The organism is Bradyrhizobium sp. USDA 3315 (genome assembly GCF_054056795.1).
Window position 1 is genome coordinate 4,745,988 of record NZ_JBSRYP010000001.1, and the last position, 23,011, is coordinate 4,768,998.

At 59.1% G+C, this 23,011-nt stretch carries 18 protein-coding genes and 1 pseudogene; 11 read left to right on the forward strand and 8 right to left on the reverse strand.

Going from position 1 to position 23,011, the window contains the following annotated elements:
- Positions 1–821: 821 nt before the first annotated feature.
- The 4 genes from groL to ACVIYL_RS21880 form a co-directional block, all read right to left on the reverse strand.
- On the reverse strand, positions 822–2,468 hold the full coding sequence (gene groL / locus ACVIYL_RS21865; protein ID WP_456779704.1) for a chaperonin GroEL: 1,647 nt from the start codon (positions 2,466–2,468) through the stop codon (positions 822–824).
- A gap of 88 nt (positions 2,469–2,556) precedes the next feature.
- Complete coding sequence (gene groES, locus ACVIYL_RS21870) at positions 2,557–2,871, reverse strand: co-chaperone GroES (protein ID WP_456779705.1); 315 nt, start codon at positions 2,869–2,871, stop codon at positions 2,557–2,559.
- Positions 2,872–3,274: 403 nt separating this feature from the next.
- Positions 3,275–3,718: a hypothetical protein gene (locus tag ACVIYL_RS21875; protein WP_456779706.1), complete on the reverse strand. Its 444-nt coding sequence runs from the start codon at positions 3,716–3,718 to the stop codon at positions 3,275–3,277.
- Entirely contained in the window at positions 3,690–3,839 is a 150-nt protein-coding gene (locus ACVIYL_RS21880) for a transglutaminase domain-containing protein (RefSeq protein ID WP_456781864.1), read from the reverse strand. The genes ACVIYL_RS21875 and ACVIYL_RS21880 overlap by 29 nt, the downstream gene beginning before the upstream one ends.
- A gap of 857 nt (positions 3,840–4,696) precedes the next feature.
- Between ACVIYL_RS21880 and ACVIYL_RS21885 the strand changes: the two genes are divergently transcribed.
- Positions 4,697–5,188: an Lrp/AsnC family transcriptional regulator gene (locus ACVIYL_RS21885; protein WP_456779707.1), complete on the forward strand. Its 492-nt coding sequence runs from the start codon at positions 4,697–4,699 to the stop codon at positions 5,186–5,188.
- A 348-nt stretch (positions 5,189–5,536) separates the two neighbouring features.
- On the opposite strand, the gene ACVIYL_RS21890 is transcribed toward ACVIYL_RS21885, so the two are convergent.
- Both ACVIYL_RS21890 and ACVIYL_RS21895 read right to left on the reverse strand, forming a co-directional pair.
- Positions 5,537–5,815 carry an NAD(P)-binding protein gene (locus ACVIYL_RS21890; protein WP_456779708.1) on the reverse strand — a complete coding sequence of 93 codons (279 nt, stop codon included), beginning with the start codon at positions 5,813–5,815 and terminating at the stop codon, positions 5,537–5,539.
- A gap of 84 nt (positions 5,816–5,899) precedes the next feature.
- Positions 5,900–7,123 (reverse strand): acyl-CoA dehydrogenase family protein, encoded by a 1,224-nt coding sequence (locus ACVIYL_RS21895; RefSeq protein WP_456779709.1) that lies wholly within the window; start codon positions 7,121–7,123, stop codon positions 5,900–5,902.
- A gap of 525 nt (positions 7,124–7,648) precedes the next feature.
- Here ACVIYL_RS21895 and ACVIYL_RS21900 point away from each other — a divergent pair.
- From ACVIYL_RS21900 to sfnG, 7 genes are all read left to right on the forward strand, one after another.
- The gene (locus ACVIYL_RS21900) at positions 7,649–9,070 is read left to right on the forward strand and encodes an LLM class flavin-dependent oxidoreductase (protein WP_456779710.1); all 1,422 of its coding nucleotides are present in this window, start codon (positions 7,649–7,651) and stop codon (positions 9,068–9,070) included.
- Positions 9,071–9,076: 6 nt separating this feature from the next.
- Positions 9,077–9,844, forward strand: a complete 768-nt coding sequence (locus ACVIYL_RS21905; protein ID WP_456779711.1) for an ABC transporter ATP-binding protein — start codon at positions 9,077–9,079, stop codon at positions 9,842–9,844.
- 7 nt (positions 9,845–9,851) lie between these two features.
- Positions 9,852–10,733, forward strand: coding sequence for a branched-chain amino acid ABC transporter permease (locus ACVIYL_RS21910; RefSeq protein WP_456779712.1), 882 nt, complete (start codon positions 9,852–9,854; stop codon positions 10,731–10,733).
- 3 nt (positions 10,734–10,736) lie between these two features.
- Positions 10,737–11,804 (forward strand): branched-chain amino acid ABC transporter permease, encoded by a 1,068-nt coding sequence (locus tag ACVIYL_RS21915; RefSeq protein WP_456779713.1) that lies wholly within the window; start codon positions 10,737–10,739, stop codon positions 11,802–11,804.
- Between the two features lie 235 nt (positions 11,805–12,039).
- On the forward strand, positions 12,040–13,362 hold the full coding sequence (locus tag ACVIYL_RS21920; protein WP_456779714.1) for an ABC transporter substrate-binding protein: 1,323 nt from the start codon (positions 12,040–12,042) through the stop codon (positions 13,360–13,362).
- Positions 13,363–13,394: 32 nt separating this feature from the next.
- Positions 13,395–14,174, forward strand: coding sequence for an ABC transporter ATP-binding protein (locus tag ACVIYL_RS21925; RefSeq protein WP_456779715.1), 780 nt, complete (start codon positions 13,395–13,397; stop codon positions 14,172–14,174).
- Between the two features lie 12 nt (positions 14,175–14,186).
- Positions 14,187–15,272: a dimethylsulfone monooxygenase SfnG gene (gene sfnG, locus ACVIYL_RS21930; RefSeq protein ID WP_456779716.1), complete on the forward strand. Its 1,086-nt coding sequence runs from the start codon at positions 14,187–14,189 to the stop codon at positions 15,270–15,272.
- Between the two features lie 1,082 nt (positions 15,273–16,354).
- Here sfnG and ACVIYL_RS21935 read toward each other — a convergent pair.
- On the reverse strand, positions 16,355–17,707 hold the full coding sequence (locus tag ACVIYL_RS21935; protein WP_456779717.1) for an O-antigen ligase family protein: 1,353 nt from the start codon (positions 17,705–17,707) through the stop codon (positions 16,355–16,357).
- Positions 17,708–18,067: 360 nt separating this feature from the next.
- Positions 18,068–18,231, reverse strand: a pseudogene (locus ACVIYL_RS21940) (IS630 family transposase); the annotation flags it as partial.
- A gap of 266 nt (positions 18,232–18,497) precedes the next feature.
- On the opposite strand from ACVIYL_RS21940, the gene ACVIYL_RS21945 reads away from it, so the two are divergent.
- The 3 genes from ACVIYL_RS21945 (at position 18,498) to ACVIYL_RS21955 (ending at position 22,981) form a co-directional block, all read left to right on the forward strand.
- Positions 18,498–19,727 (forward strand): glycosyltransferase, encoded by a 1,230-nt coding sequence (locus tag ACVIYL_RS21945; RefSeq protein WP_456779718.1) that lies wholly within the window; start codon positions 18,498–18,500, stop codon positions 19,725–19,727.
- A gap of 132 nt (positions 19,728–19,859) precedes the next feature.
- A complete protein-coding gene (gene galE / locus ACVIYL_RS21950; RefSeq protein WP_456781865.1) occupies positions 19,860–20,903 on the forward strand; it encodes a UDP-glucose 4-epimerase GalE in 1,044 nt (347 codons plus the stop codon).
- Between the two features lie 20 nt (positions 20,904–20,923).
- Positions 20,924–22,981 carry a hypothetical protein gene (locus tag ACVIYL_RS21955; RefSeq protein ID WP_456779719.1) on the forward strand — a complete coding sequence of 686 codons (2,058 nt, stop codon included), beginning with the start codon at positions 20,924–20,926 and terminating at the stop codon, positions 22,979–22,981.
- Positions 22,982–23,011 lie beyond the last annotated feature (30 nt).

Here is a 23,011-nt window from a genome sequence, read left to right on the forward strand (position 1 = left end):
TGGCGACGGCTGGAGGGTCGCTTGGCTAAACCGCTATCTCGCGCCCTCAGTGAAGGAAGATGCTTCGCGAAAATCGTGACCGGTGCCAGACCGCCCCTGTATAAGTTTGACGCGACTCTCTCGATGAGCCTACGACGGTTCTTGAATACAGACTCGTGAGTGAGACCAGGATTTGCCCACATAACTCCCAAAGCGGACAACGCTGCATTGCTGATATCGCAATCGACGCACCTATCGCCGTCGAACATAGTGAATCTATAGACCATGGACTGCGGGTCATAACCGATGGGCTTTCCACTCGTCAGGTGCATCGTTCTACCTTCCTGTGCAAAGTGCGATGCCTACGCAACTCTGATGCAGTGCTGCCTCCGCGGTCAAGTCGCAGATCGGCGGACCCAGTGGGAGAAGGGTCACGTCATCGTCCTCAGCGCTCTTCAAATCCACTTCTTAACCGCGAATTACTCCGACGCGCCGTGATTGCCTTCAGCAATGCTGGTGACTCGCAGGCATCGCCCACTTACCCTAGGGGGGCCGCAAAATCACGCCTGGTCCTGGTGCGACTCGAAGACTTTTCACGGATGTGATATTGACGAATTGCATCTGCTATCGGCTTGCAATCTTTGTACGGAACGGACGAATGCGAGCTCTCGGCGGCTACGGGCGGTCGCTGTACAGCGAGGGGAATCAGCCAGCGAGGTTGGCTATTGGTCCTGCACGCCGGCTTCCAAGGCGCGCGCAAGGCGAGCCCGGAATAGCGTGAAAGACTGGAAGAGCAAACAAAAACCCCAGCATTCCTGCCGGGGTTTTTGCATTAAGGTGGATCAGAAGTCCATTCCACCCATGCCGCCCATGCCACCGCCCGGAGGCATCGCGGGGCCGCCGGCGTTCTTCTTCGGCAGCTCGGCAACCATGGCCTCGGTGGTGATCAGCAGCGCCGCCACGGAGGACGCGTTCTGGACTGCGGCTCGCACGACCTTGGTGGGGTCGATGATGCCCTTGGAGACCAGGTTGCTGTACTCGCCCGTCTGCGCGTCGAAACCGTAAGAGTACTGATCCTTCTCCAGGACCTTGCCAACCACGACCGAACCATCTTCACCAGCGTTGATCGCGATCTGGCGGGCTGGCCAGGACAACGCCTTGCGTACGATCTCGACCCCGGTCTTCTGGTCATCGTTCTTGGTGCGCAGGCCCTTGAGCGCTTCGGTGGCACGGAGCAACGCCACGCCGCCTCCAGGCAGGATGCCTTCCTCGACAGCCGCGCGGGTCGCATGCATCGCGTCATCAACGCGATCCTTGCGCTCCTTCACCTCGACCTCGGTCGCGCCGCCGACGCGGATCACCGCGACGCCGCCTGCGAGCTTGGCGAGACGCTCCTGCAGCTTCTCACGGTCGTAGTCCGAGGTGGTCTCCTCGATCTGCGCCTTGATCTGGGCAACGCGGGCGTCGATGTCGGCCTTCTTGCCGGCGCTGTTGACGATCGTGGTGTTCTCCTTGTCGATCATCACCTTCTTGGCGCGACCGAGCATCTGCAGCGTGACGTTCTCGAGCTTGATGCCGAGGTCTTCCGAGATGGCCTGGCCGCCGGTCAGGATCGCGATGTCCTGCAGCATGGCCTTGCGGCGATCGCCGAAGCCCGGAGCCTTGACGGCCGCGACCTTCAGGCCGCCACGCAGGCGGTTGACGACGAGGGTGGCGAGGGCTTCGCCTTCGACGTCCTCGGCGACGATGACCAGCGGCTTGCCGGTCTGCACCACGGCCTCGAGCAGCGGCAGCAGCTCGTTCAGCGAGGAGAGCTTCTTCTCGTTGATCAGGATGTAGGCGTCGTCCATCTCAACGCGCATGTCGGCGTTGGTGACGAAGTAGGGCGAGATGTAACCGCGGTCGAACTGCATGCCCTCGACGACGTCGAGTTCGGTCTCGAGCGACTTGGCTTCCTCGACCGTGATCACGCCCTCGTTGCCGACCTTCTTCATGGCGTCGGCGAGGAACTTGCCGATTTCGGCATCGCCATTGGCCGAAATGGTACCGACCTGGGCGATCTCCTCGTTCGAGGTGACCTTCTTCGAGTTCTTCTGGAGGTCCGCAACGACGGCTTCGACCGCGAGGTCGATACCGCGCTTCAGGTCCATCGGGTTCATGCCGGCGGCGACCGACTTGGCGCCTTCCCGCACGATCGCCTGGGCGAGCACGGTCGCCGTGGTGGTGCCGTCGCCGGCCGCGTCAGCGGACTTGGAGGCGACTTCGCGCACCATCTGGGCGCCCATGTTCTCGAACTTGTCCTCGAGCTCGATCTCCTTGGCGACGGTGACGCCGTCCTTGGTGATGCGGGGAGCGCCGAACGACTTGTCGAGAACGACGTTGCGGCCCTTCGGACCGAGAGTGACCTTCACTGCGTTGGCGAGGATGTCGACACCGCGCAACATGCGGTCGCGTGCGTCTACGCCGAATTTAACTTCTTTAGCTGACATATCGGGTTTCCCTGAGTGTTTAGATCGGTCTCACCCTTGGCGAGGCGCCCGGCAGGCGCTCCTCAGGGTGAGCGTTGCGAGCGGTAGATTAGGCGGCCTTCTTGCTGGAAGACACATCGGTGAGAACGCCCATGATGTCGCTCTCCTTCATGATCAACAGCTCCTGGCCGTCGATCTTGACCTCGGTGCCTGACCACTTGCCGAACAGCACGCGGTCGCCGACCTTGACGTCGACAGGGATCAGCTTGCCAGCTTCATCGCGTCCACCCGGGCCAACGGCGATGACTTCGCCCTGGGAGGGCTTTTCCTTGGCGCTGTCCGGAATGATGATGCCGCCGGCGGTCTTCTCTTCTGCGTCGATGCGCTTGATCACGACGCGGTCGTGAAGCGGACGGAATTTCATGCGGTCCTCCTAAGTATCTGTAGACGTTGATGAAAGCTGAATTGATGGCAGTCGACGTCAGCGAGTGCCAACGCAGGCGCAGCTGAAATAGGACAGGGTTTTTCGGAAGCAAGAGCTTGCAAGGCCTGCTCCAACAAATTCGTACGAAACGGACAAGCAATCTCGGCTCTTACAGGGGCCTCCTGATACGGTCATTGGCGATGAGCACTTGGGAAGAAGAAACTGGACCTTCGGTGGACGGATGAGGGCGGCCGGCCCGCCACACCCTCATCGCCACCGCCAAGCTCAAGAAATTAAACCGCACGCCTGGCCTGCAGTCCGGGTTCGGTACCCGATCAGCCTGCCAAGCACATTCAAGAATTCTTGCTTTGGAGTTGGACACTGCGTCCACAAGCGGCTGCCCTTACCAGGGTGGAGTGCCCAACAACGGCGCATTTTCGATGGCGCTCTCTTCACCACGTTGCGCCATGCTATCACATAGCAGCAGAGCTGCGTCTTCCAATGCACGATGCGGTTCACGCGCCTCGCGCCACGTGTCCCATGCCGAGGTCTCGATCTTGGCAAGGGCCAGCAGATCGCGCGCCAGGTTGACGCGGGCGAAGAACAGGCCGGTGGTGCTTCCGTGGCCAAGCTGTGCAGGATCAATGACGACGGATCGGCACAGCTTCCACGCCTCGATACCGGTAATGTACGCTGTGCGAGGCACGTTGACGGGTTCGAAATCGAACTTGAGGAGGCTGCGGTGTAGTTGGTCCAGTTGAGCGTCGACCAGGACCCAGCGCCGCGCACTCCGGTCCCAGTATTCGCACACCCAATGATCAATGATCGTGAAAGGGATGCGGAGCAAAGTACCTGCCGAAACCGCACCGGATGCGGGCCGGCACGCCGTGATGCCGCAGAACGCTGCACAACATCAACGAAAAGTCCCGGCATGTTGCTCGGGGCTCTTGAGTTGCCCGGTCGAGCAGTCGTCAGCGGTCGTGGGTCGATCGCCAGAAGCTGCTCCAGGCGTTGCGCCACCGGCAAGGTCGAGCGGCTTTGACCGGCAAAAGTGGCTGGGTTCAACCCATTCCTCTCGATCCATGCTTCGTGGATCAGGAGACCCTGCAAGGCGCAACACAACACCGGAATATCTGACGGAAGGCCGCTGATCAAAATGTCATAAGGGCCTGGATGGGTCAGCGCGCACGGGGTCGGAAATCGTCAGGAACAGACCCGGCCGTCAGCGAACTCTTTAAGTTGGTCGGTCCCAACTGTCGACGTTGAAGGCTGTCCTGAGCCGACGCAGCTTGCGGTCAAGCTCCTCGCGCTCTGGCCCGTGGGGCGTATTCACGAGTTGAGCCTCGATGCGCGCCAGCTCGGCGGCAATCAATACTTTGAAGGGTGGCGCTCTTGTCGTCACGTCGGGGGCTGGGTGCTTATGCGTTAGCAGGTGATAGGTGAATGGGCCGGAGACGTCCGCTTTCCACGAGCCTACGGCATACCGGGCTGATACGTTCTACTTTGGTTTCGCCATCGAGCGGTAGTCCGGCGATCGCTGCAGCGGTAAGTCCCGGCTTTGCCCTCGGCTGAAGCATTCAGTCTCCGTGTATTTTGCGGCGCAATATGGTCAATAGGAGCAGAAATGCGGCCGGGACAGGCCGCAATTACCGAGGATGGGCGTGGTGGTGCAGGGCGCATACGCCAGTGGCAAGTAGTTTACCGCGCTTGACACGCTAAGGGGCTCGCTGAGAATTTCTCCGTATTTTCATGCTCTTGGACAATTTTCTTTGCCCGACGCATGGAGTGGCGGTGAAATTCACCTCAGGGCCGGAGCTGTTATGCAATGCAGTACGACCAGATAGACGCCCGCATTCTCGAGATCGTGCAACAGAACAACCGACTGACTTCCGAGGTGCTCGGCGAAATGGCGGGGCTCTCGGCCACCGCGTGCCAACGACGATTGAAGAGGCTCCGTGCGGAAAGAATCATCGAGGCCGATGTCTCGGTCGTTTCGCCGAAGGCCGTGGGACGGCCAATCCAAATGCTTGTGTTGGTTACAATGGAGCGGGAGCGTTCGGACATCATTGACAGGTTTAAGAAGGACATCAAATCGTCGGCTGAAGTCGTCAATGGCTTCTACGTCACCGGCGATGCTGACTTCATCTTATACGTTACCGCGCGTACCATGGAGGACTACGAGGAATTCACTAGACGCTTCTTCTATAAGAACCCGGACATCAAATGCTTCAAGACGATGGTTGTATTGGATCGGGTGAAAGCCGGCTTTGCTATTCCGGTTGAGCGACCTCCCAGCGATAGATTAAGCAATCGTTGATGGTGTCCTCGATCAAGCAGGTCAATTGGCAGCTGCTATCTCATTGCTCTCCTGGCAAACCCTCCACCTCACCGCGACGAGGGAGAGCACGGGATCATTTTGTACGAAACGAACGAATCTGAAGCCAGGATGACACATCTTGGTGGGCAGCGAGATGTTCGTACCTCACGTACCAATTTCGCCGGAGTATTCTTTCGCGAACAGGCTCTACATGAACCATGACGGTAGATGACACGTTCTCGCGACGCATTGGCAATGACAGAAGAGCGCGAACTGGAGCGTTGCAAGCAAGAGAACGCGCGCCTCAAGGAGTTGGTTGCAGCAGCTGCTGTCTGAAATTGTCTTGCACTACATAGAAGGTGCCGAAGATCTGAACTTTTGTGAGCCGATCGTGCAGATCCCGGTGCTGGTGCCGATGTCATAGAGATCCTCGATGATCTCCGCATCGTATTTGAGAGATTTGCCAAAATAGACAGCCGTCCCGGTGGGAGGCACATCGTTGCGAAGCGACGCGCGGTTTCGATCGCTATAAATCGTGACGTCAAATCCGGCATTGACGAGACCAAGTCCGGCCGTCGTTCCGGCTAGACCCGCTCCGATGATTGCGACTTTCCGCTTGTTGGACACTTGGCTCTCCTGATGGAACAATGGACTGGGAACGATCGGGGGCATGCCTCTCGGCACCGCGTCGAGCCACCAAACGAGCGCCCGCTAACTGGCGTGTTGTCGTGCGGAACGAACGCCAGCACTCCATGCATATGGAAGTGTCTCGCCATTCAACTCGTAAGCGCCGATTGCGCGGAGCTTGAAGATGGCGGGGTTGTGGGAAGCGATGGTCCGTGCGTTACGCCAGTGCCGGTCAATGGCCAGCTTGTCCGAGCTGAGCGAGGCGCCGCCCACTTCGAAAAGCGTGGTCACGGCGTCGAGCACGAGCTTGATGACGGTTACTTGCGCCTGCGCCGCCGCAAGTTCGGAGGCATCGAGCTGATGAGGGTCCTGGTGGCCGCCATCGAGCGTCCGCGCGAGCTCGTCGACAGCGGCGAGGACCGTTGCCCGCGCACCAAAGGCGGCGCTGAAGAGCTGACCGATGACCTGCTGTACCAGAGGATCGTTGCGTGGCAGGTCGGCGACGGCATGGGTGAATGTGCGGGTGCGCGCCTTGATCCAGTCGGTCGTATCCGCCGCGGCACGTTTCGCAATCCCTGCGAGCGTGGCGAGCAGGATCAGCTGAACGTGGGCCGTTCCAAACACCCGGCCTTCCGTTCCATAGCCGGGGCCGATGATCCGATCCGGGGTGACCGTGACATTCTTGAACTCCGCGGTGCCGCTTGCCGTGAGCCGCTGGCCGAAGCCGTCCCAGTCGTCCTCAACGCTGACGCCGGGCTGGCTGGTGTCGACAAGAATGGTAACTCGCTTGCCGTCCCGGTCGGCCGCGACAAGCAAATGATCGGCGTAGAGCGTGCCGGTCGTGTAATACTTCAGCCCGTTGAGACGTAGCGCGGCTCCTTCCGATGTGACGGCCGTCCGGTAGCGATCGACCGCACCAAGGCCCGGCTCGGTAACGGCGACACCGACGAGCGCGCCGTTCGCGATCGCTCCGAGCCACCGCGCCTTGACCGCCTCATCCTTGTGCAGCCGCAAGTCCTCCACCAGGTTGAAGTGCGCCCGTAACGCCTGCGGCAGGTTAGAATCTGCGGCCGCGAGCTCGATAAGCAGGTCGAACGTCTGGCGGAGCGTTGCGCCGAGCCCTCCGAACTCGATCGGCACACGCAGGGCTCCGAAGCCGGCCTCCTTCAACAGTCTGATTTCCTCGATCGGTAGCGCGCGGTTTCGCTCGCGCGCCACCGCACTTGCAGCGATCGTCTCAAAGATTGGAGCGAAGCGCCTGTGCAGGTCGTCGTCGCTGATGCTCGGTCTACCGGGATGAATGGTCATCGTGTTGCGTCCGCTCGTTCCGTGAGTCCATGAATGGACAGAATTTGTTGTCTTGAAGAATAATCAGCCCGCCCGCGAGAGCCAGACTGAATTTCTGTTCGGATGCAACACGATCGTTTGGATCTGCACGTCGCGCGAAGAAAAATCTGCCGCGTGAGCCTGCCGATCGATGTCGTCTGAAGTGACGCAAGGGTCGGCGAAAAGATTGCGATGCTCGCGATTGCATCGAGCACGAAAGGAGTCTTCTCCGTGATGCGCAGTTTGCGCGACGGATCGTGTCGAAGCGCGATCGAATCGAAGCAAGTTGCTATCGCACCTTGCATCGAGTGTGTCGCATGAGCCAAACCTGCGGCGCCTCGCCGGAAGCAGCCAGGGGCGAGTTTTTCATCTCGCGACGAGATGCGACGAAAGATGCGTGTCGAAAAAGATCGATAAACGCGATGGACGATTGATCTCGTCTTGTGGCGAGATGTTGCGCGAAAGAACCAACAGTGTCGCGTTGAGCGACGTGACGGAGATGTGTGAATGGCGCGACAGATCAGGTTCAATGCATTCGACATGAATTGTGTCGGCCATCAGTCTCCCGGTGTCTGGGCGCACCCGCGCGATCGCTCATACAAGTACAAGGATCTCGACTATTGGCAGGATCTGGGGCGAACGCTGGAGCGGGGGGTATTTGACGGCATCTTCATCGCCGACGTGATCGGCTACTATGACGTCTACAGGGGCTCTCTGTTCCATGCGCTTGAGCAAGCGGCGCAGATCCCCGTGAACGACCCCTTGCAGTTGGTGGCGCCCATCGCCCTCGCAACCGAACATCTTGGTATCGGCATCACGGCATCGACATCATTCGAGCATCCCTACACTTTCGCTCGCAGGCTCTCGACTGCGGATCATCACAGCAAGGGTCGCGTCGGCTGGAACATCGTGACCTCGTATCTGGAGAGTGGAGCAAAGAATATCGGCCAAGGCGGGCTGCGTCGTCACGATAATCGCTACGAGGTGGCGACGGAATATACCGAGGTGCTCTACAAGTTGCTCGAGGGGAGCTGGGAGGAGGGGGCCGTCCTGCGCGATGTCGGGAAGCGGGTATTCACCGATCCTTCGAAGGTGCACGAGATCGCGCACAAGGGAAAATACTTCGAGGTGCCGGGCTATCATCTTTGTGAACCGTCGCCGCAGCGGACGCCGGTGCTGTATCAGGCCGGTGCATCCGGTGCCGGCAAGGCCTTTGCTGCCGGGCACGCCGAATGCGTGTTTGTCGCCGCTCCGATCAAGCCGGTCCTGAAATCCTACGTCGCCGAGGTGCGGCGACTGGCATCTGAGGCCGGTCGGGATCCGCGCAAGATCCTGACTTACAATCTGGTCACGGTGATCGTCGACGAAACCGACGCAAAGGCGGAGGCAAAGTTCAAGGAGTATCAGCAATACGCCTCCTATGACGGCGCGCTGGTGTTCATGTCCGGCTGGAGCGGTATCGATTTCGGACAGTACGCGCCGACCGATCTGGTCAGGAAAGTCGAGACCAATGCGATCGTTTCCGTCGTCGATCATCTCGCCAGTGGCAGCAAGTCCTGGACCATCGAGGAGTTGGCGCGCTGGGGCGGCATCGGCGGGCTCGGCCCGGTGTTCGTCGGCTCGGCGTCGACGGTGGCCGATATCCTGCAGCAGTGGGTGGAGGAGACGGACGTCGACGGCTTCAATCTCGCTTACGCAGTGACCCCGGAGACTTTCGAGGACGTCGTCAATCTGCTGGTTCCGGAGCTGCAGAAGCGTGGCGTCTATCCGACCGGCTATCGTCCTGGCACTCTGCGGGAGAAGCTGTTCGGAGACGGCCCGTACCTGCCGGCGAGCCATCCGGCAGCAAGCTATCGCGACATCCAGGCGGTCAAGCGCCGCGAGCGCGAGGCGACCGGTTCGGCCGCGCGTCAGCCCGTCGAGGCGTGACGGGCAATGGCCGAACCGATTCTACAGCTGCGTGACGTCTCGCTGTCGTTCAAGGGGATCAAGGCGCTGAATGCGCTGAGCTTCAATGTGGAGCGAGGCGAGATCTGCGCGCTGATCGGTCCGAACGGGGCCGGCAAGAGCTCGCTGCTCAACATCATTAACGGGGTCTATCGGGCCGACGGTGGCAGCATCACCTTCAATGGTGAGCAGTTCGTCCGGATTCGCCCGGCACAAGCCGCGCATTTGGGCATTGGCCGGACCTTCCAGCACAATGCCCTGTTCCGGCATCTCAGCGTCCTCGACAACGTACTGGCCGGACTGATCCGGCATTGCCGCGCCAGCATTGTCGAGCACGCCTTCGGCATAGGCCGCGACCGGCGCGAGTCGCGCGAGTTCAACCGGCGGGTCGACGAGATCGTCGCCTTTCTGGACCTGACCAAGCATCGTGACCGGGTGGTCGCGACGCTTCCTTATGGCGTTCAGAAGCGGGTCGATCTCGCGCGGGCACTGGTCGGTGGCCCGAGCCTGCTGCTGCTGGACGAACCGATGGCCGGGATGAACCAGGACGAAAAGCACGAGATGAGCCGCTTCATCCTGGAGACCAACGCGAGCCTTGGCACCAGCATCGTGCTGATCGAGCACGACATGAGCGTGATGGGACTCTCGCATCACGTGGTCGTGCTCGATTATGGCCGCAAGGTCGGCGATGGCTCGCCGGAGGAGGTGCGTCGGAACCCGGACGTGGTCGCCGCCTATCTCGGCACGGCACATTGAGGTCCAGATGAGCTTCTTCGTCGAAACGCTGGTCGGCGGCCTGCTTGCGGGCGTCATGTACTCGCTGGTTGCGATTGGCTTTGTGCTGGTCTTCAAGGCGTCCGGCGTTTTCAATTTCGCACAAGGCTCGATGGTGCTGTGTGCGGCGCTCACCTTCGTGACCCTGCGCGACAAGGGCCTCGATTTCTGGCTGGCCGCGCTGATCACGCTTTCGGTCATGGTGGTGCTCGGGATCGCGGTGGAACGCGTCGTGTTGCGGCCGTTGGTCAACCGGCCGCAGATCACGCTGTTCATGGCGACGCTGGGCGTATCCTTCGTGATCGAGGGCGTCGCGCAGATCGCGATGGGGGCGAGCGTTCACGAGCTCGATCTCGGCATCGTCGATACCCCGATCGAGATCGGCGGGGTCCAGGTCAGCCAGTTCGACCTCGCGGCGGCGGGCACGGCCGGCATTCTCGTGATAGCGCTCTCGATCTTCTTCAACAAGACGCGCGTCGGGATCGCGCTGCGTGCGATCGCCGACGATCCTCAGGCCGCACTCTCGATCGGGATCCGGCTCCAGACGCTGTGGCAGATCGTGTGGGGCGTCGCGGGCTTCGTCTCGCTGGTTGCAGGTCTGCTGTGGGGCGCGCGCCAGGGCGTGCAGTTCGCACTCACCCTCGTCGTGCTCAAGGCGCTGCCGGTGCTCATCATCGGCGGATTTACCTCGATCGCGGGCGCGATTATCGGCGGGCTGATCGTCGGCGCAGGCGACAGCCTCGCTGAAATCTATCTCGGAAGCCTGCTGGGAGGCAGCGTATCGACCTGGTTCGCCTATGTGCTGGCGGTCGCCTTTCTTCTGGTTCGTCCGGCTGGCCTGTTCGGCGAAGCGCCGATCGAAAGGATTTGACGCATGTCTGCGATCGGCACCGACGCCATCGAAGGGTTCGGCACGACTGATAGCACCGCGCAGGCGACGCGGGACCGGCCGCGTGTCGGCGCGGCGGTGCTGCTGCTTGCGGTGCTGCTTGGTATTCCCCTGGTCGCCAACGACTACTGGCTCAATGCGGTCCTGATTCCGTTCCTGATCATGTCGCTCACCGCGCTGGGGCTGAACCTGCTGATGGGTTACGCCGGTCAGGCCTCGCTTGGCACCGGCGGGTTCATGTCGGTCGGCGCGTATGCGACATACAATCTGCTGCTGCGCCTGCCGGAGTTGCCGCTGCCGGTCAGCCTGCTGCTCGGCGGCATCATCTCCGGGCTCGTTGGGATCGTCGCGGGGCTGCCGAGCCTGCGGATCAAAGGCTTCTATCTCGTCGCATCGACGCTGGCGACGCAGTTTCTGCTCGAATGGTTGTTTAATCAGTATGGCTGGTTCTCGAACTATTCGACCTCGAGCTCGATCTCGGCGCCACGGCTTGCGATCTTCGGTCATGATCTCTCGAGCCCGACCGGTCGCTATTTCCTGACCCTTGTCACCGTCGTCGTCGTGACGGCCGTCGCGACGCGGCTGGTTCGCAGCCAGACCGGCCGGACCTGGATGGCGATCCGCGACATGGATACCGCGGCTGCGGTGATCGGCATTCCGGTATCCGCGGGAAAGCTGAAGGCGTTCTTTGTGAGCTCGCTGGTGATCGGAATCGCTGGTGCGCTATGGGCCTTTGCCTATCTTGGCACGGTCGATGCGCGCAGCTTCAACCTGGATCGTTCGTTCCAGGTGATGTTTGCGATCATCATCGGCGGCATGGGCAGCATCAGCGGCAACTATCTGGGCGCCGCCTTCATGATCTTGCTGCCGATCCTGCTCGATCATGTCGGAGGCACCGTGTTCGGTGGCGCGATCGATCCCGGGCAGCTTGAAAATCTTCAGAAGGCGTTGTTCGGCGCGCTGATCGTCTGGTTCCTGATCAAGGAGCCGAGAGGACTCGCAGCGTTGCTGTCGCGGGCATGGACGCAGCTGTCTTCGCGGCTCGGCCGCTAGAGCATGATCCGGAAAAGTGGAAACCGGTTTTCCCTCGCGACAAACGCGGAACGCGTTTGCGCGGAGATCATGCTCAAACAAAGAGATGAGATCGTAACGCGATTCCGTGGAATCACATCGCGATCTAGAGGCAACGCAACCATCATCCGTGGGTGTGAGCGACACGCACGGTCAAACCTGAATTCTGCATCAAATGGAGGGTAAGCAGATGTCTTTACGGAAGCAGAAGCGGATCATGAGCAGGGCGATCGGGCTGACAGCCCTCGTTCTGTCGGCGGCCATCGGTGCCACTGCGTCGGCGGAGGACGCAAAAACACAATACTTCCCGCTCGCGACATTTCGCGTCGGCGCCTACGCGTCGAGCGGCATTCCGGTCTGGGCCGGCGAGATCGATTATTTCCGCTACATCAACGAGGTCGAAGGCGGCATCAACGGCATCAAGCTGGTCTGGGACGAATGCGAGACCAATTGGGAGGTCGAGAAGGGCGTCGAATGCTATGAACGGGTGAAGGCGGGCAAGAACGGTTCGCCGGTGCCGATCTTCCTGCCGCATGGCGATCCGATCTCGAAGGCGCTGACCGAAAAATCGGTGGCCGACAAGATTCCGCTGGTGACGATCGCCTATGGTCGTACGGAGGCGATCGACGGGCGGGTGTTCCCCTACAGCTTCCCCGTCGTTTTCAGCTTCTGGAGCGAAGCCTCCTCGGCGGTCAATTTCATCGCGGAGAAGGTCGGCGGCAAGGACAAGCTGAAGGGCCTCAAGATCGCGACCGTCTATCACGACTCGCCCTATGGCAAGGAGACCCAGGTCCCGCTTGCCCATCTTGCCAAGACGTATGGCTTCGAGGACATCCAGATTCCGGTGCCGCATCCGGGCAATGAACAATCGGCGCAATGGGCCAAGATCCGCCAGCTCAAGCCTGACTGGGTGTTCTTGCGAGGCTGGGGCGTCATGACGCCGGTTGCGATCAAGACCGCCGCCAAGGTGGGCTTTCCGGTCGATCACATCATCGGTGGCATCTGGTCGGGCTCCGAGGAGGACGTTCGCCCCGCCGGCGCGGTAGGCAAGGGCTATCTCGCGATCACGCCATTCCCCGCCGGCGCGAATTTCGAGATCCACCAGAAGCTCAAGAAGTACATTCTCGACAAGGGTCTCAGCGATCTCAAGGACCCGAAGAGCTTCGGCTCGGTCTACTACAATTCCGGCGTGGACGAGGCGATCGTCGCGGTGGAGGCGATCCGGACCGCACAGGCGCATTTCGGCGTGCGGCCGATCAACGGCGAGGAAGCGCAGTGGGGCCTCGAACACCTCGACCTCTCCGAGAAGCGCCTTGCGGAAATCGGCGCCACCGGTCTTCAGCAGCCGCTGAAGCTCTCAGCAAAGGATCACGAGGGCGGTGGCGCCGGCAAGGTGCTGCAATGGGACGGCGAGAAGTGGAACGTGGTGTCCAACGGCTGGGTGAAATCCGACCGGGAGTTGCTGTTGCCGCTGATCTATGAGCGCGCCGCCGCCTACGCCAGGGAAAAGGGCATCACGCCGCGCGATGCAACCAACTGATGTTGCCCTGAAGGATCGCCGAAGGTATCGCCATGACCACGTCGAAGTTTCTCGAAGTCGATAACATCGAGGTCCTCTACAGTCAGGCGATCCTGGCCTTGCGCGGCGTCTCGCTCAGGGTCGAAGAGGGATCCATCGTTGCTCTTCTCGGCGCCAATGGCGCCGGGAAGACCACCACGCTGAAGGCAATCTCGAACCTGCTCGCGTCCGAGCGCGGTCACTTGAACCGTGGGTCCATCACGTGGCGCGGCGAGATCACCGGAAGGCTTGATCCCGCCGACCTTGTTGCCAGAGGCGTGGTCCAGGTTCTCGAGGGCCGTCACGTCTTTCCCCAGCTTACGGTCGAGGAGAATCTTCTCAGCGGCGGGTTCGTGCGCCGGCCGAGCCGCCGTGAACTCACCAACGACCTTGAACGCATCCTCAACTGGTTTCCAAGGCTCAAGCAGCGCCGTGGCGTGCGCTGCGGCCTGACCTCGGGCGGCGAGCAGCAGATGGTTGCGATCGGGCGTGCGATGATGACGCGCCCGACCCTCGTGCTGCTCGACGAGCCATCGATGGGCCTCGCGCCGATCATCGTGGAGGAGATTTTCCACATCATCCGCGATCTCAACAGGAATGAGGGCGTCAGCTTTCTGCTGGCCGAGCAGAACGCTCACCTCGTGCTTCAGTTTGCCGATCAGGGCTACGTGCTTGAGAACGGCAGGGTGGCCGCGTCAGGCACAGCGGCCGAGCTCGCCGGCCGGGACGATGTTGCCGAATTCTATCTGGGAGCCGCGGCCGCCGCGGAGCCAATCCAAACCCCGGTCGCATGAGCAGGAGCAGTCATGGCAATTCGTTTCGGATATTGGATGCCGCTCGGCAGCGGCGGCTTCGTCATCAGCAATGTGCCGCAGCGCACCGACTGGACGCTCGACTACAATGCTGCGCTCGCCCGCGAGGCTGAGGAGCTCGGCTTCGAATATGGCCTGGCACCGGCGCGCTTCATCGCGAGCCATGGTTGGGAGTTGCAGCAGGAGGCCATCACCTGCACGGCAGTGCTCTCCGCCCAGACCAGGCGGCTGAAGCTCATCAGCGCGATTCACACCGGCTTCTGGCACCCGGCCATGATCGCGAAGGTGGGGGCCACGATCGACGTCTATTCCAAGGGGCGGTTTGCGATCAACATCCTCACCGGCTGGTTCAAGGACGAGTTTCGCGCCTTCGGCGAGCCCTGGCTGGAACATGACGAACGGTACCGCCGCTCGGAAGAGTTCATCCAGGTGCTCAAGGGTCTCTGGACACAGGACCGTTTCACCTTCAAGGGCGACTTCTACAGCATCAACGACGCCTGGTTGAAGCCGAGGCCGATCTCGCAACCGCATCCGGAGATTTTCCAGGGCGGCAATTCCAAGGCCGCGCGCCGGATGGCCGCGAAATATTCGGATTGGTATTTTCTCAATGGCACCACGGTGGAGGGCGCCAAGCAGCAGATCGACGAGGTTCGCGCGCTCGCCAAGGCGGAAGGCCGCACCGTCAAGTTCGGGCTCAACGGCTTCGTTATCCAGCGGCCGACCGAGCGGGAAGCGCTCGAGCAGCTCGAAGCGATCATCGCCGGCGCCGCCCCCGAGATCGTGCAGGCCTTCGCCGACCAGGTGAAGCAGGCCGGCGCATCGACAGCCGAGAAGATCGGGATGTGGGCGGATTCGAGCCACGCCAATCTGGTCCAGCCCAATGACGGCTTCAAGACCCGTCTGTTCGGTCCCCCTGAGCTGATCGCAGAGCGCATTCGGGCCTATGAAGCGATCGGCGTCGACATGATCCTCTGCGCCTTCCTGAATTTCACCGACGAGTTGCCGGCGTTCGGCCGCGAGGTGATTCCGCTTTTGAACCCCGCCAAAGCCAACCGAACCCACGAGCCAGTGCCTGCCTGAGACGATTGCAAGATGTAAAAAAGGGATGATCTGCATATAAGCCAACCAAACGGGAGAGCGCGGCAAACTCGAACCACCGATCCCGTTAGTGATGCAACTCTGCCTGCTGGCTGGTTGGTGGATCTCGCAAACATGGAAACCGCACAGATTTTGCGTGGCACTCCGACCTGATCCCGAGGCACTTTAATCCCGCGATGACGCGCGATTCGCTACACCACCGCTTCACCGCCTGAGCGTGGTCCGCTGGCGGCGCACCGCTGCAAACGGCCAGTCAGCATATAGGTTGCCTCCAGACTCTGCCGGTGGCCAACCAGCTCCCTCGAAGAACAGCACCTGAACGCAGGATTTAACCGTCGACGAGCCGCTCATCGCATGAATCGGGATCAGAACATTCGCTAAATTAATGGTTCTTCATCAAATCGCATGGCGAGATGTACCGGATAAGGCTCAATGATGGCTGAAGGGAACTATAGGCAACGAGAGCGCATTATCATCGGCGATGGCACAGCATCTCAGGACGGTTTGTCGGCAGCGAGGAACGGGGGTTGCGTGCATAAGCCACGCACAAACAGGTCAATAGGCTCGCCGGGTTGATAGTCGCTTGGCTGCACCGCCCGGCCTTCCTCAGACCGGGGAGATTCGAGCAGTATCCTTCACGGCCCTGGCTGCGAAACGATATCGGCTTGCTCGACAAGATTGGACAATCGGCGACAGGTCGAGCTGACGAGATGAGACTGAGGTACGGTGGATGGTTTTAGCTGCGCCCGACAAATGGCTGACGGCTCTGGTCCAGTTACCGGTTCGGATAGTCATAAGTGTGATCCGCAATCGCATCTCGCCTTTTGCTCGGCCGGTAATGCGCATCGCGAGGCGGAAAGCTCCGCCGTTGCAACGATTAATTTCGTAACTGCGCTGCGAATCAATTCCAATGTAGCTCTTGCGCCCGCTCAATTGACTAGTCAACCAACACTGTCTTTGTGTGATCCGTATTGAAGGCCTGCCCGCACATGGCATGCATGATCCGTTCGTTCCTGAATGGCTTTGTTTGCAGCAATCGAATTATGGTACGTCGTTGCGAACGACTAAACCGCGTTTTTCCGCTCTAATTGTCCGCCTACAATCCCAACCACCAGCACGTACAGCCAGCCTTGGTAGAAATCAAACAGGTGTGAGTTGAAGATAGAACTCGTAATGTTCTGAACTACGGCGATAAAGCCGATCCATGCCAGGAAACCTCCGGTCCGCCTAATCATCCCTTCGCGAAATAGCCAGAGATGGGCTCCCCACATTCCAAACAGCATCGCGCAGCCAAGGAATCCCCATTGGATTGCGACGGCAAGCGTTTGATTGTGCGGATTGTCGACTACCAAGCCCGTCAGGCCGTCATGTCCTGCGGCGGCTGCGGCGAACAGACCTTTAGTCGAGCCGGTCCCATGCCCGATAAACGGTGCGGAACGCACAAAACCGATCGACTTGCGCCAAAACTCGAGGCGCTCGGCCCCTCCGGCTGGATATCCGTGATCGGTTGTCACAGCATTCGCTTGAAAGCTGCCTATTTCTTCAAGCAGACGCGTTGTCTTCGATTGCAGATTTAGTGATGTTGCCAACAATCCCGCCGTTAGCACGCAGGTCCCTACGAACAGCGCAAGCAGCAGCCATCCTCTAACGTAGCGCAGTGCAAGGAGTGCCAACATTATGGGTAAATAGATAAAAGCAGTGCGCGCAACGTTGACAAACGCGAGATTGGCAAGAAAGGCGACCGAAATTGCACAGAGAAGTGCCGCCTTGGTTTGTTGTCCAGTCCGTAGGGACTCAGCGGAACATCCGAGTAAGATAACCGCTATGAGAACGAATCCCTGACTTTGGTCGATATAGTTTTTAACTGGGACGCCTGGCTCTTTCGCTCCAATCAGATGGAAGAGGTCGGGCGAGAAGAACAACATAAATGAGAATGCGAGCAGCGCCAGATTGGATATGACATAGGTCCCGAAAACCCACTGCGCGCAACCGGTTCTCCGGAAATGAAAAGCGAACGGCAACACCCAAACCAACTTCAGAACCTTCTCGAGCGCATGCAATCGATCCGGCCATGACACATCATGGGTCCAGAAGGTCCCGATGGCAGCCATTCCGACGATCGCGATTGGAAGAGCGTAGGCGGGTCGCGAGACGTCCCCCAACATTTTTCTCGGACCGTACGTGATCAGCATCATGACCAGCACGGTGAGTGCGATGACGATCGTAACGGACGTGGACCAGGGGAGGGCCGCGGCCATGAGCATGATGGCCAAATCGATTGTACCCACTTGGGTGACGCGCAGTTGGGGCTCGTCCGTATCGCTCCAAACACAGAAAAGGAACCTGAGGGGGCCAAACGAGTTGGCGCTATCGGTAACTTTAGAACCACCAATCGGGCGTTCTGGGCGTTTGGGCATTTTTGGTCGCTGCACTCAACGATAGACGGGGATAGGCCAAAGTACTTGACCTCGTGGTGAGAGCTCTAGATCGAGCACACTGCGTCACCGCTTTTGCTTTCCCTTGCACCCGCCTATCACGGACCAAAGGACTCGTCGACCTTTCCGTCGGCCGTTGAGGCGATCGAGCGTCCGTTGCTTTTCACCATAGCGATTAAGTCACTTTGACCGTACTCCGAAATCGTCCAGCGAGACCTTGCGTTCCGGCAACGGAATTAGTGGCTTCCTATCACCGTCAACACAGTTGGTACGTAACGTACAAATAGTCGAGACTTGCCTTGATTACGAAGCTCGGCTGCATGCCGCGAGAGCAGTTTCCGATTACGTTGCGTCGTAACCAGCAGTGTCGAGATAATCTCGACATTCCTCGGTGAGAAGCGCGTGAGCGCGTTGGCGATTGCCTGCCAGAGATCGGACACTGTACGGGCTCCCGCGGCCCGCAATATCGCTTTCAATTTAGAGAGGGTCATTTGGATTGGGTTGAAGACGGACCATTTGGTACGCATTGAACAAATGTGTACCAGTTATACAACTCTCGCTCTGATCATGTAGTCGCAGCACCTAACCGTGCTGACTTCTTTCACGTCTTTCAATTACCTATGCCACAAATTGTGGAGGTCTAGCGCAGACTATCCACTTTGCAGTTGATACATGCGCCGCGATGAGCGGCTAGGAGGGCTGCCGCAGGCAAGGTCTGAAAAGTAGCATGCGAGTTGATCATTACTTTAGGAATTTTAGACGGGGGCAGCGAGTGGGGAATGCGATCTGTTTAATTGCAAGCAGCGAGGAGTTTCTTTTCAGACATTTTTCTCCTGCAATCGAAGCAGCAAAAACTACAACAGCAGAGGTCATTATCATCGTACCTGGGTCACGATCCGGCGATGGCAGACGGATCGATGGAGTGAGGACTATCCGAAGCCCCACGATCAGGGCTCAGAATTCGCCTCAATCGATCCTCGGCGAAGCGCTATGGTATGCGGCCACGCTACGCAAGGTGAAGCCATCCGTGGTCGTCGTCTATTCCCTGCGGATGTGCCTTATCATCACGCTCGTGCACTGGCTGTTTGCATCTTGCAAGTTCATTTTTGTCGTAACCGGCATAGGCCTTCTCGGAATCTCTCACACGATCAAAGCGCGACTAACGCGCCGGCTGGTCTTCGGGATATTGAGCCTAGCCTCCCGCAAGCGAACTCACTTCATTTTCGAGAACAGTTCGGACGCCTGGTTGACGGGGATTGCCATGCGCGGCCACAAGACATCTATATTTATGGGCGCGGGCGTTGATCCAGATGAATTTGCGATCACCGGACTTCCAACGAGACCACCATTCCGTTTCGCAACCGTTTCTCGCCTGATCTGGTCGAAGGGCATCGATATTGGCATTGATGCGATTTCATCGCTCGCTCAGGAGGGGTATCCAGTGGAACTGCACATATACGGCGTTCCAGATTCTGCTAACCCACAGCCGATTGATCCAGCGACGTGGAGTACGCTTGTCGGGATCCACTATCATGGCTTCTCCGATCAGGTCGCAACCGTTTGGCAAGAAGCTCACGCGGGCATCTTTACCAGCCGGGGCGGTGAAGGCCTTCCACGTGCGCTTCTGGAAGCGTCAGCCTGCGGCCGCACATCCATCGTCACGGCAGTCCCCGGATGTCGAGACTTCATCAGAAATGGCCTGGAGGGCTATGTTGTTCCCTGCGATTCAAGCCAGGCTCTAAAGGATGCGATTATCCGATTAATGAATTCTCCGGAGGACATTGTGAAATTTGGAGAGGCGGCGCGTGCTCGGGTCTGCGCCACTAGCACTAACGCAATCATTCAAGCGGAGTACGAAGAGTTGTTCCACTCTCTACTTGAAGGGGCACAAGTCACCAAGAGGTACGTGAACAACCAAAGCGCGACTGGTGGTCGTCGTGCCTTGTGTGCATCGAACGATGCCATGACCGTCGACTCAGACGATGTCGCCAATCTGAACTAAGGCACAAGCGACATCCATTCTCTAGAAATGACCGTGAGCTCAACAAGTGGCACGACAAGCGTCGGAATGCAAAGCTGGGCCATGCGTCGATTGGATCCTTGTGGCGAATATCGACCGATTGGTGCTGTTCAAATGATCATGGTAACGGGCGGAGCCGGGTACATTGGCTCTCACGTCTGCATCGCATTGCTCGACGCGGGGTTCGATGTTGTCGTTGTAGACAATCTGTCGAACAGCAAGCGCACTTCGTTGGATCGGGTTCAAGCGATTTGTGGAAGATCGCTTTCGTTCAGACGGATTGACATCCGGGACGAGGAGGCGATCTGTGCGACCCTAAAAGAGTTCGGCGTGACGGCCGTTTTGCATCTCGCGGGACTTAAGGCCGTCGGAGAGTCGAACGATAATCCCGTGGGCTATTACGACAACAACTTTGTCGGAACACTCCGGCTCGTGTCAGCGATGAAGAATGCCAACGTCAAGAAACTCATTTTCAGTTCGTCGGCTACGGTCTACGGAAATCCCGCTTATTTGCCGATCGACGAGAACCACTCCCTTGCCCCGACCAATCCGTATGGGCGGACGAAGTACTTCATCGAGGAAATGCTCAGAGACCTTCATCGGTCCGACAACGATTGGGCGATTGCGATCCTCCGCTATTTCAATCCCGTGGGGGCGCACGACAGCGGTCACATAGGTGAGGATCCATCCGGCGTGCCCAACAACTTGTTGCCGCTTGTGGCGCAGGTCGCCATTGGAAAGCGAGAGCGGCTGATCGTCTTGGGAAACGACTATCCAACACTCGATGGGACCGGAATTCGCGATTTCATCCATGTCGTCGACGTCGCATCAGGGCATCTGTGCGCGCTAAATCACCTAAACAATCCGGGCATTCTGACCGCAAATCTCGGTACCGGCACAGGCACCAGCGTGCTGCAGATCGTCCAAGCGTTTGAGGCTGTAAGCGGCGCTGCTGTGTCACATACGATCGGTGAGCGACGGCTCGGTGATGTTGCTGAATGCTATGCAGATCCGACACTCGCGGCCAATCTCCTCGGATGGAAATCAACAAAATCTCTTAGTCAAATGTGCGCCGACCATTGGCGATGGCAATTGCACAATCCGAATGGATATCAACCATCGTCACACCCCTCCGACGAACTTCATGCGCCGATTTAGCGACGTTTGGAAGCGTTAGTTTGTCCAAGTTTAAGCTCAGAAGCATCGACGTCTGGGACACGCTCCTCCGGCGCAGTTGTCACCCCGAAGCGATCAAGTTGCAGTTGGCCAGACATACGTCTCTCCGGCTTGGAGAGAGGCTGTCCAAGCCAACGGGAAGCCATTGGGAGCTCTACCGTGCGCGTTTGGACGTCGAGCGGGAGATCGCCTGCAGGTCTGCGGTGGCCGGCTTGGACGATGAGTACGAGTTGGTCCATGTGCTGCGGGAATGGCTCGGCAGGATTACGAAGGTCAAGGACGGCGTTGATGCCGAGAAGCTGGCGCACGACCTTGCGGAGTTCGAGCTGTCTTGTGAGCAGGAATGCTCGCAGGTCGATCCGGGCATCGTCAGCGTTCTGAGCGCATATCCAGCTGACGAGACGATATATCTTTCCGACTTCTATATGTCGTCGGAGATGCTGGCCCGCTTGCTTGGTTCCAAGGGGCTCGGGGTCTTAGTCCGAAACGGGGTCGTGTCCTGCGACGTGCGTAAGAACAAGCGCTCCGGCCGCTTATTCGATCACGTCCACAAATCTCATAACGTTGCCCCCGCGGAGCATGTCCATATCGGCGACAACGCATACTCGGACGTGGACGTTCCTCGGCGCCTCGGCATTACCGTGGTCCACTACTCTCCGGCGTGGGCTGCGGAGCTCCGGAACATCCACGAGATCGCCTTTGGCTCCCGCGAGGCGCTGTTCGAGCATTTGGCCGTCGGGACAGAGCAAGCTGCCCGCAAGCTCACAGCAACGGCGCCTGCGGCGCGCTCTGCTGCTTTCCGCGCAGGAGTCAGGGCAGCCCCCCTGTTCTTGGGCTTTTGCCACTACGTCGCCGAGCGCGCCGTTCGTGACAATGTCGATCGCCTCTATTTTCTCTCCCAAGAAGGAGATTTTCTGCACCGGGTCTTTTCTGAGACTTTTCCCAGAAAGACGTTGGCAGGAATGCCTATCCCCGATTCCAAGCAATTGGCAGTCAGCCGAATTTCGACCTTTTCGCCGTCGCTCTCGGGAGCCATCGAGCATGAGCATCTCAAGCTCGTCTGGAGCATGCACTGGCAACAACGGGTCTCGACGCTGTTTAGGGTCTGCGGGCTGGAAGCAGGGGAGTTCCTGGAATTGCTGGAGGCTCTCGATCTTTCGGAAGATGAGCTCGTCGTCCATCCAGAGAATGACCCTCGGATTCGTTGCTTGATTGAGGCGCCTGCGTTCCAGGAGGCCGCGTCACGTCAGTCCAGGAACCGGCGTGCACTTCTTGTTCGCTATCTGGCCCAAGAGGGGTTCGGTCGAGGAGGAAAGGTCGGATTGGTCGATGTTGGCTGGCGCGGGACGATTCAGGACAACCTCGCCCGTCTGTACCCCGATACAGAACTCGTTGGTTATTATCTGGGGCTTCGGCAATTTCTCAACCCTCAGCCTGCCAACGTCCAGAAACACGCATATGGCGTCGATGAACGGCGAGGGGACGGCATAGCGCTGCTGGACTCATTTGAGCCAATCGAGGTGATTTGCAGTTCGAGGAGCGGAAGTACAGAGGACTATCGGCAGGACGGCGACGTCGTGGTCCCCGTCAAATCAATTCATCCGAAGGCAGCCCTTGATGACTTTCCGCAAGACTTTCAGGACGGCGTCGTATTCGCGGCCGGGGAATGGGGCCCGATGTTGTCGCAATACGCCGTTTCGTCGGAGGAGATGCAAGAACTCGGCGTAAGACTGTGGATGCACCTTTCGCAATCACCCCCGGCCGGCCTGGTTCGATCATTTCTCGAGGTGCCTCAGCATGACGTATTTGGCTTTGGTGGACACTTCGATCGGGGTCGCGTGCCATCCCTCAAAGAGATGCTGTTTGGCGTCTTGAACAGAACGTATCGGAATGACGTCATTCTATATTTGAGACGAACGCAGTGGGAGCCGAGCATCGCGCAGCATCCTGGAATGTCGAGGCTGCATCGGATTATGGCCTCGATGTTGCTCCGTTTGGCGAAGTTCTACAAACGCGGAAACGTTGCGTATCAACGCGCCCGGCTGCGTCGAGGTCGCTGAATGTCGTCCAAATCGAAATGCGATGCGAGA

Bases quoted from the DNA above. Each gene is read 5' to 3' on its own strand.
- ACVIYL_RS21910 (WP_456779712.1), top strand. From the start codon at position 9,852: ATGAGCTTCTTCGTCGAAACGCTGGTCGGCGGCCTGCTTGCGGGCGTC.
- ACVIYL_RS21925 (WP_456779715.1), top strand. From the start codon at position 13,395: ATGACCACGTCGAAGTTTCTCGAAGTCGATAACATCGAGGTCCTCTAC.
- sfnG (WP_456779716.1), top strand. From the start codon at position 14,187: ATGGCAATTCGTTTCGGATATTGGATGCCGCTCGGCAGCGGCGGCTTC.
- galE (WP_456781865.1), top strand. From the start codon at position 19,860: ATGATCATGGTAACGGGCGGAGCCGGGTACATTGGCTCTCACGTCTGC.
- ACVIYL_RS21900 (WP_456779710.1), top strand. From the start codon at position 7,649: ATGGCGCGACAGATCAGGTTCAATGCATTCGACATGAATTGTGTCGGC.
- ACVIYL_RS21885 (WP_456779707.1), top strand. From the start codon at position 4,697: ATGCAGTACGACCAGATAGACGCCCGCATTCTCGAGATCGTGCAACAG.
- groL (WP_456779704.1), bottom strand. From the start codon at position 2,468: ATGTCAGCTAAAGAAGTTAAATTCGGCGTAGACGCACGCGACCGCATG.
- ACVIYL_RS21905 (WP_456779711.1), top strand. From the start codon at position 9,077: ATGGCCGAACCGATTCTACAGCTGCGTGACGTCTCGCTGTCGTTCAAG.
- ACVIYL_RS21915 (WP_456779713.1), top strand. From the start codon at position 10,737: ATGTCTGCGATCGGCACCGACGCCATCGAAGGGTTCGGCACGACTGAT.
- ACVIYL_RS21895 (WP_456779709.1), bottom strand. From the start codon at position 7,123: ATGACCATTCATCCCGGTAGACCGAGCATCAGCGACGACGACCTGCAC.
- ACVIYL_RS21935 (WP_456779717.1), bottom strand. From the start codon at position 17,707: ATGCCCAAACGCCCAGAACGCCCGATTGGTGGTTCTAAAGTTACCGAT.
- ACVIYL_RS21920 (WP_456779714.1), top strand. From the start codon at position 12,040: ATGAGCAGGGCGATCGGGCTGACAGCCCTCGTTCTGTCGGCGGCCATC.
- groES (WP_456779705.1), bottom strand. From the start codon at position 2,871: ATGAAATTCCGTCCGCTTCACGACCGCGTCGTGATCAAGCGCATCGAC.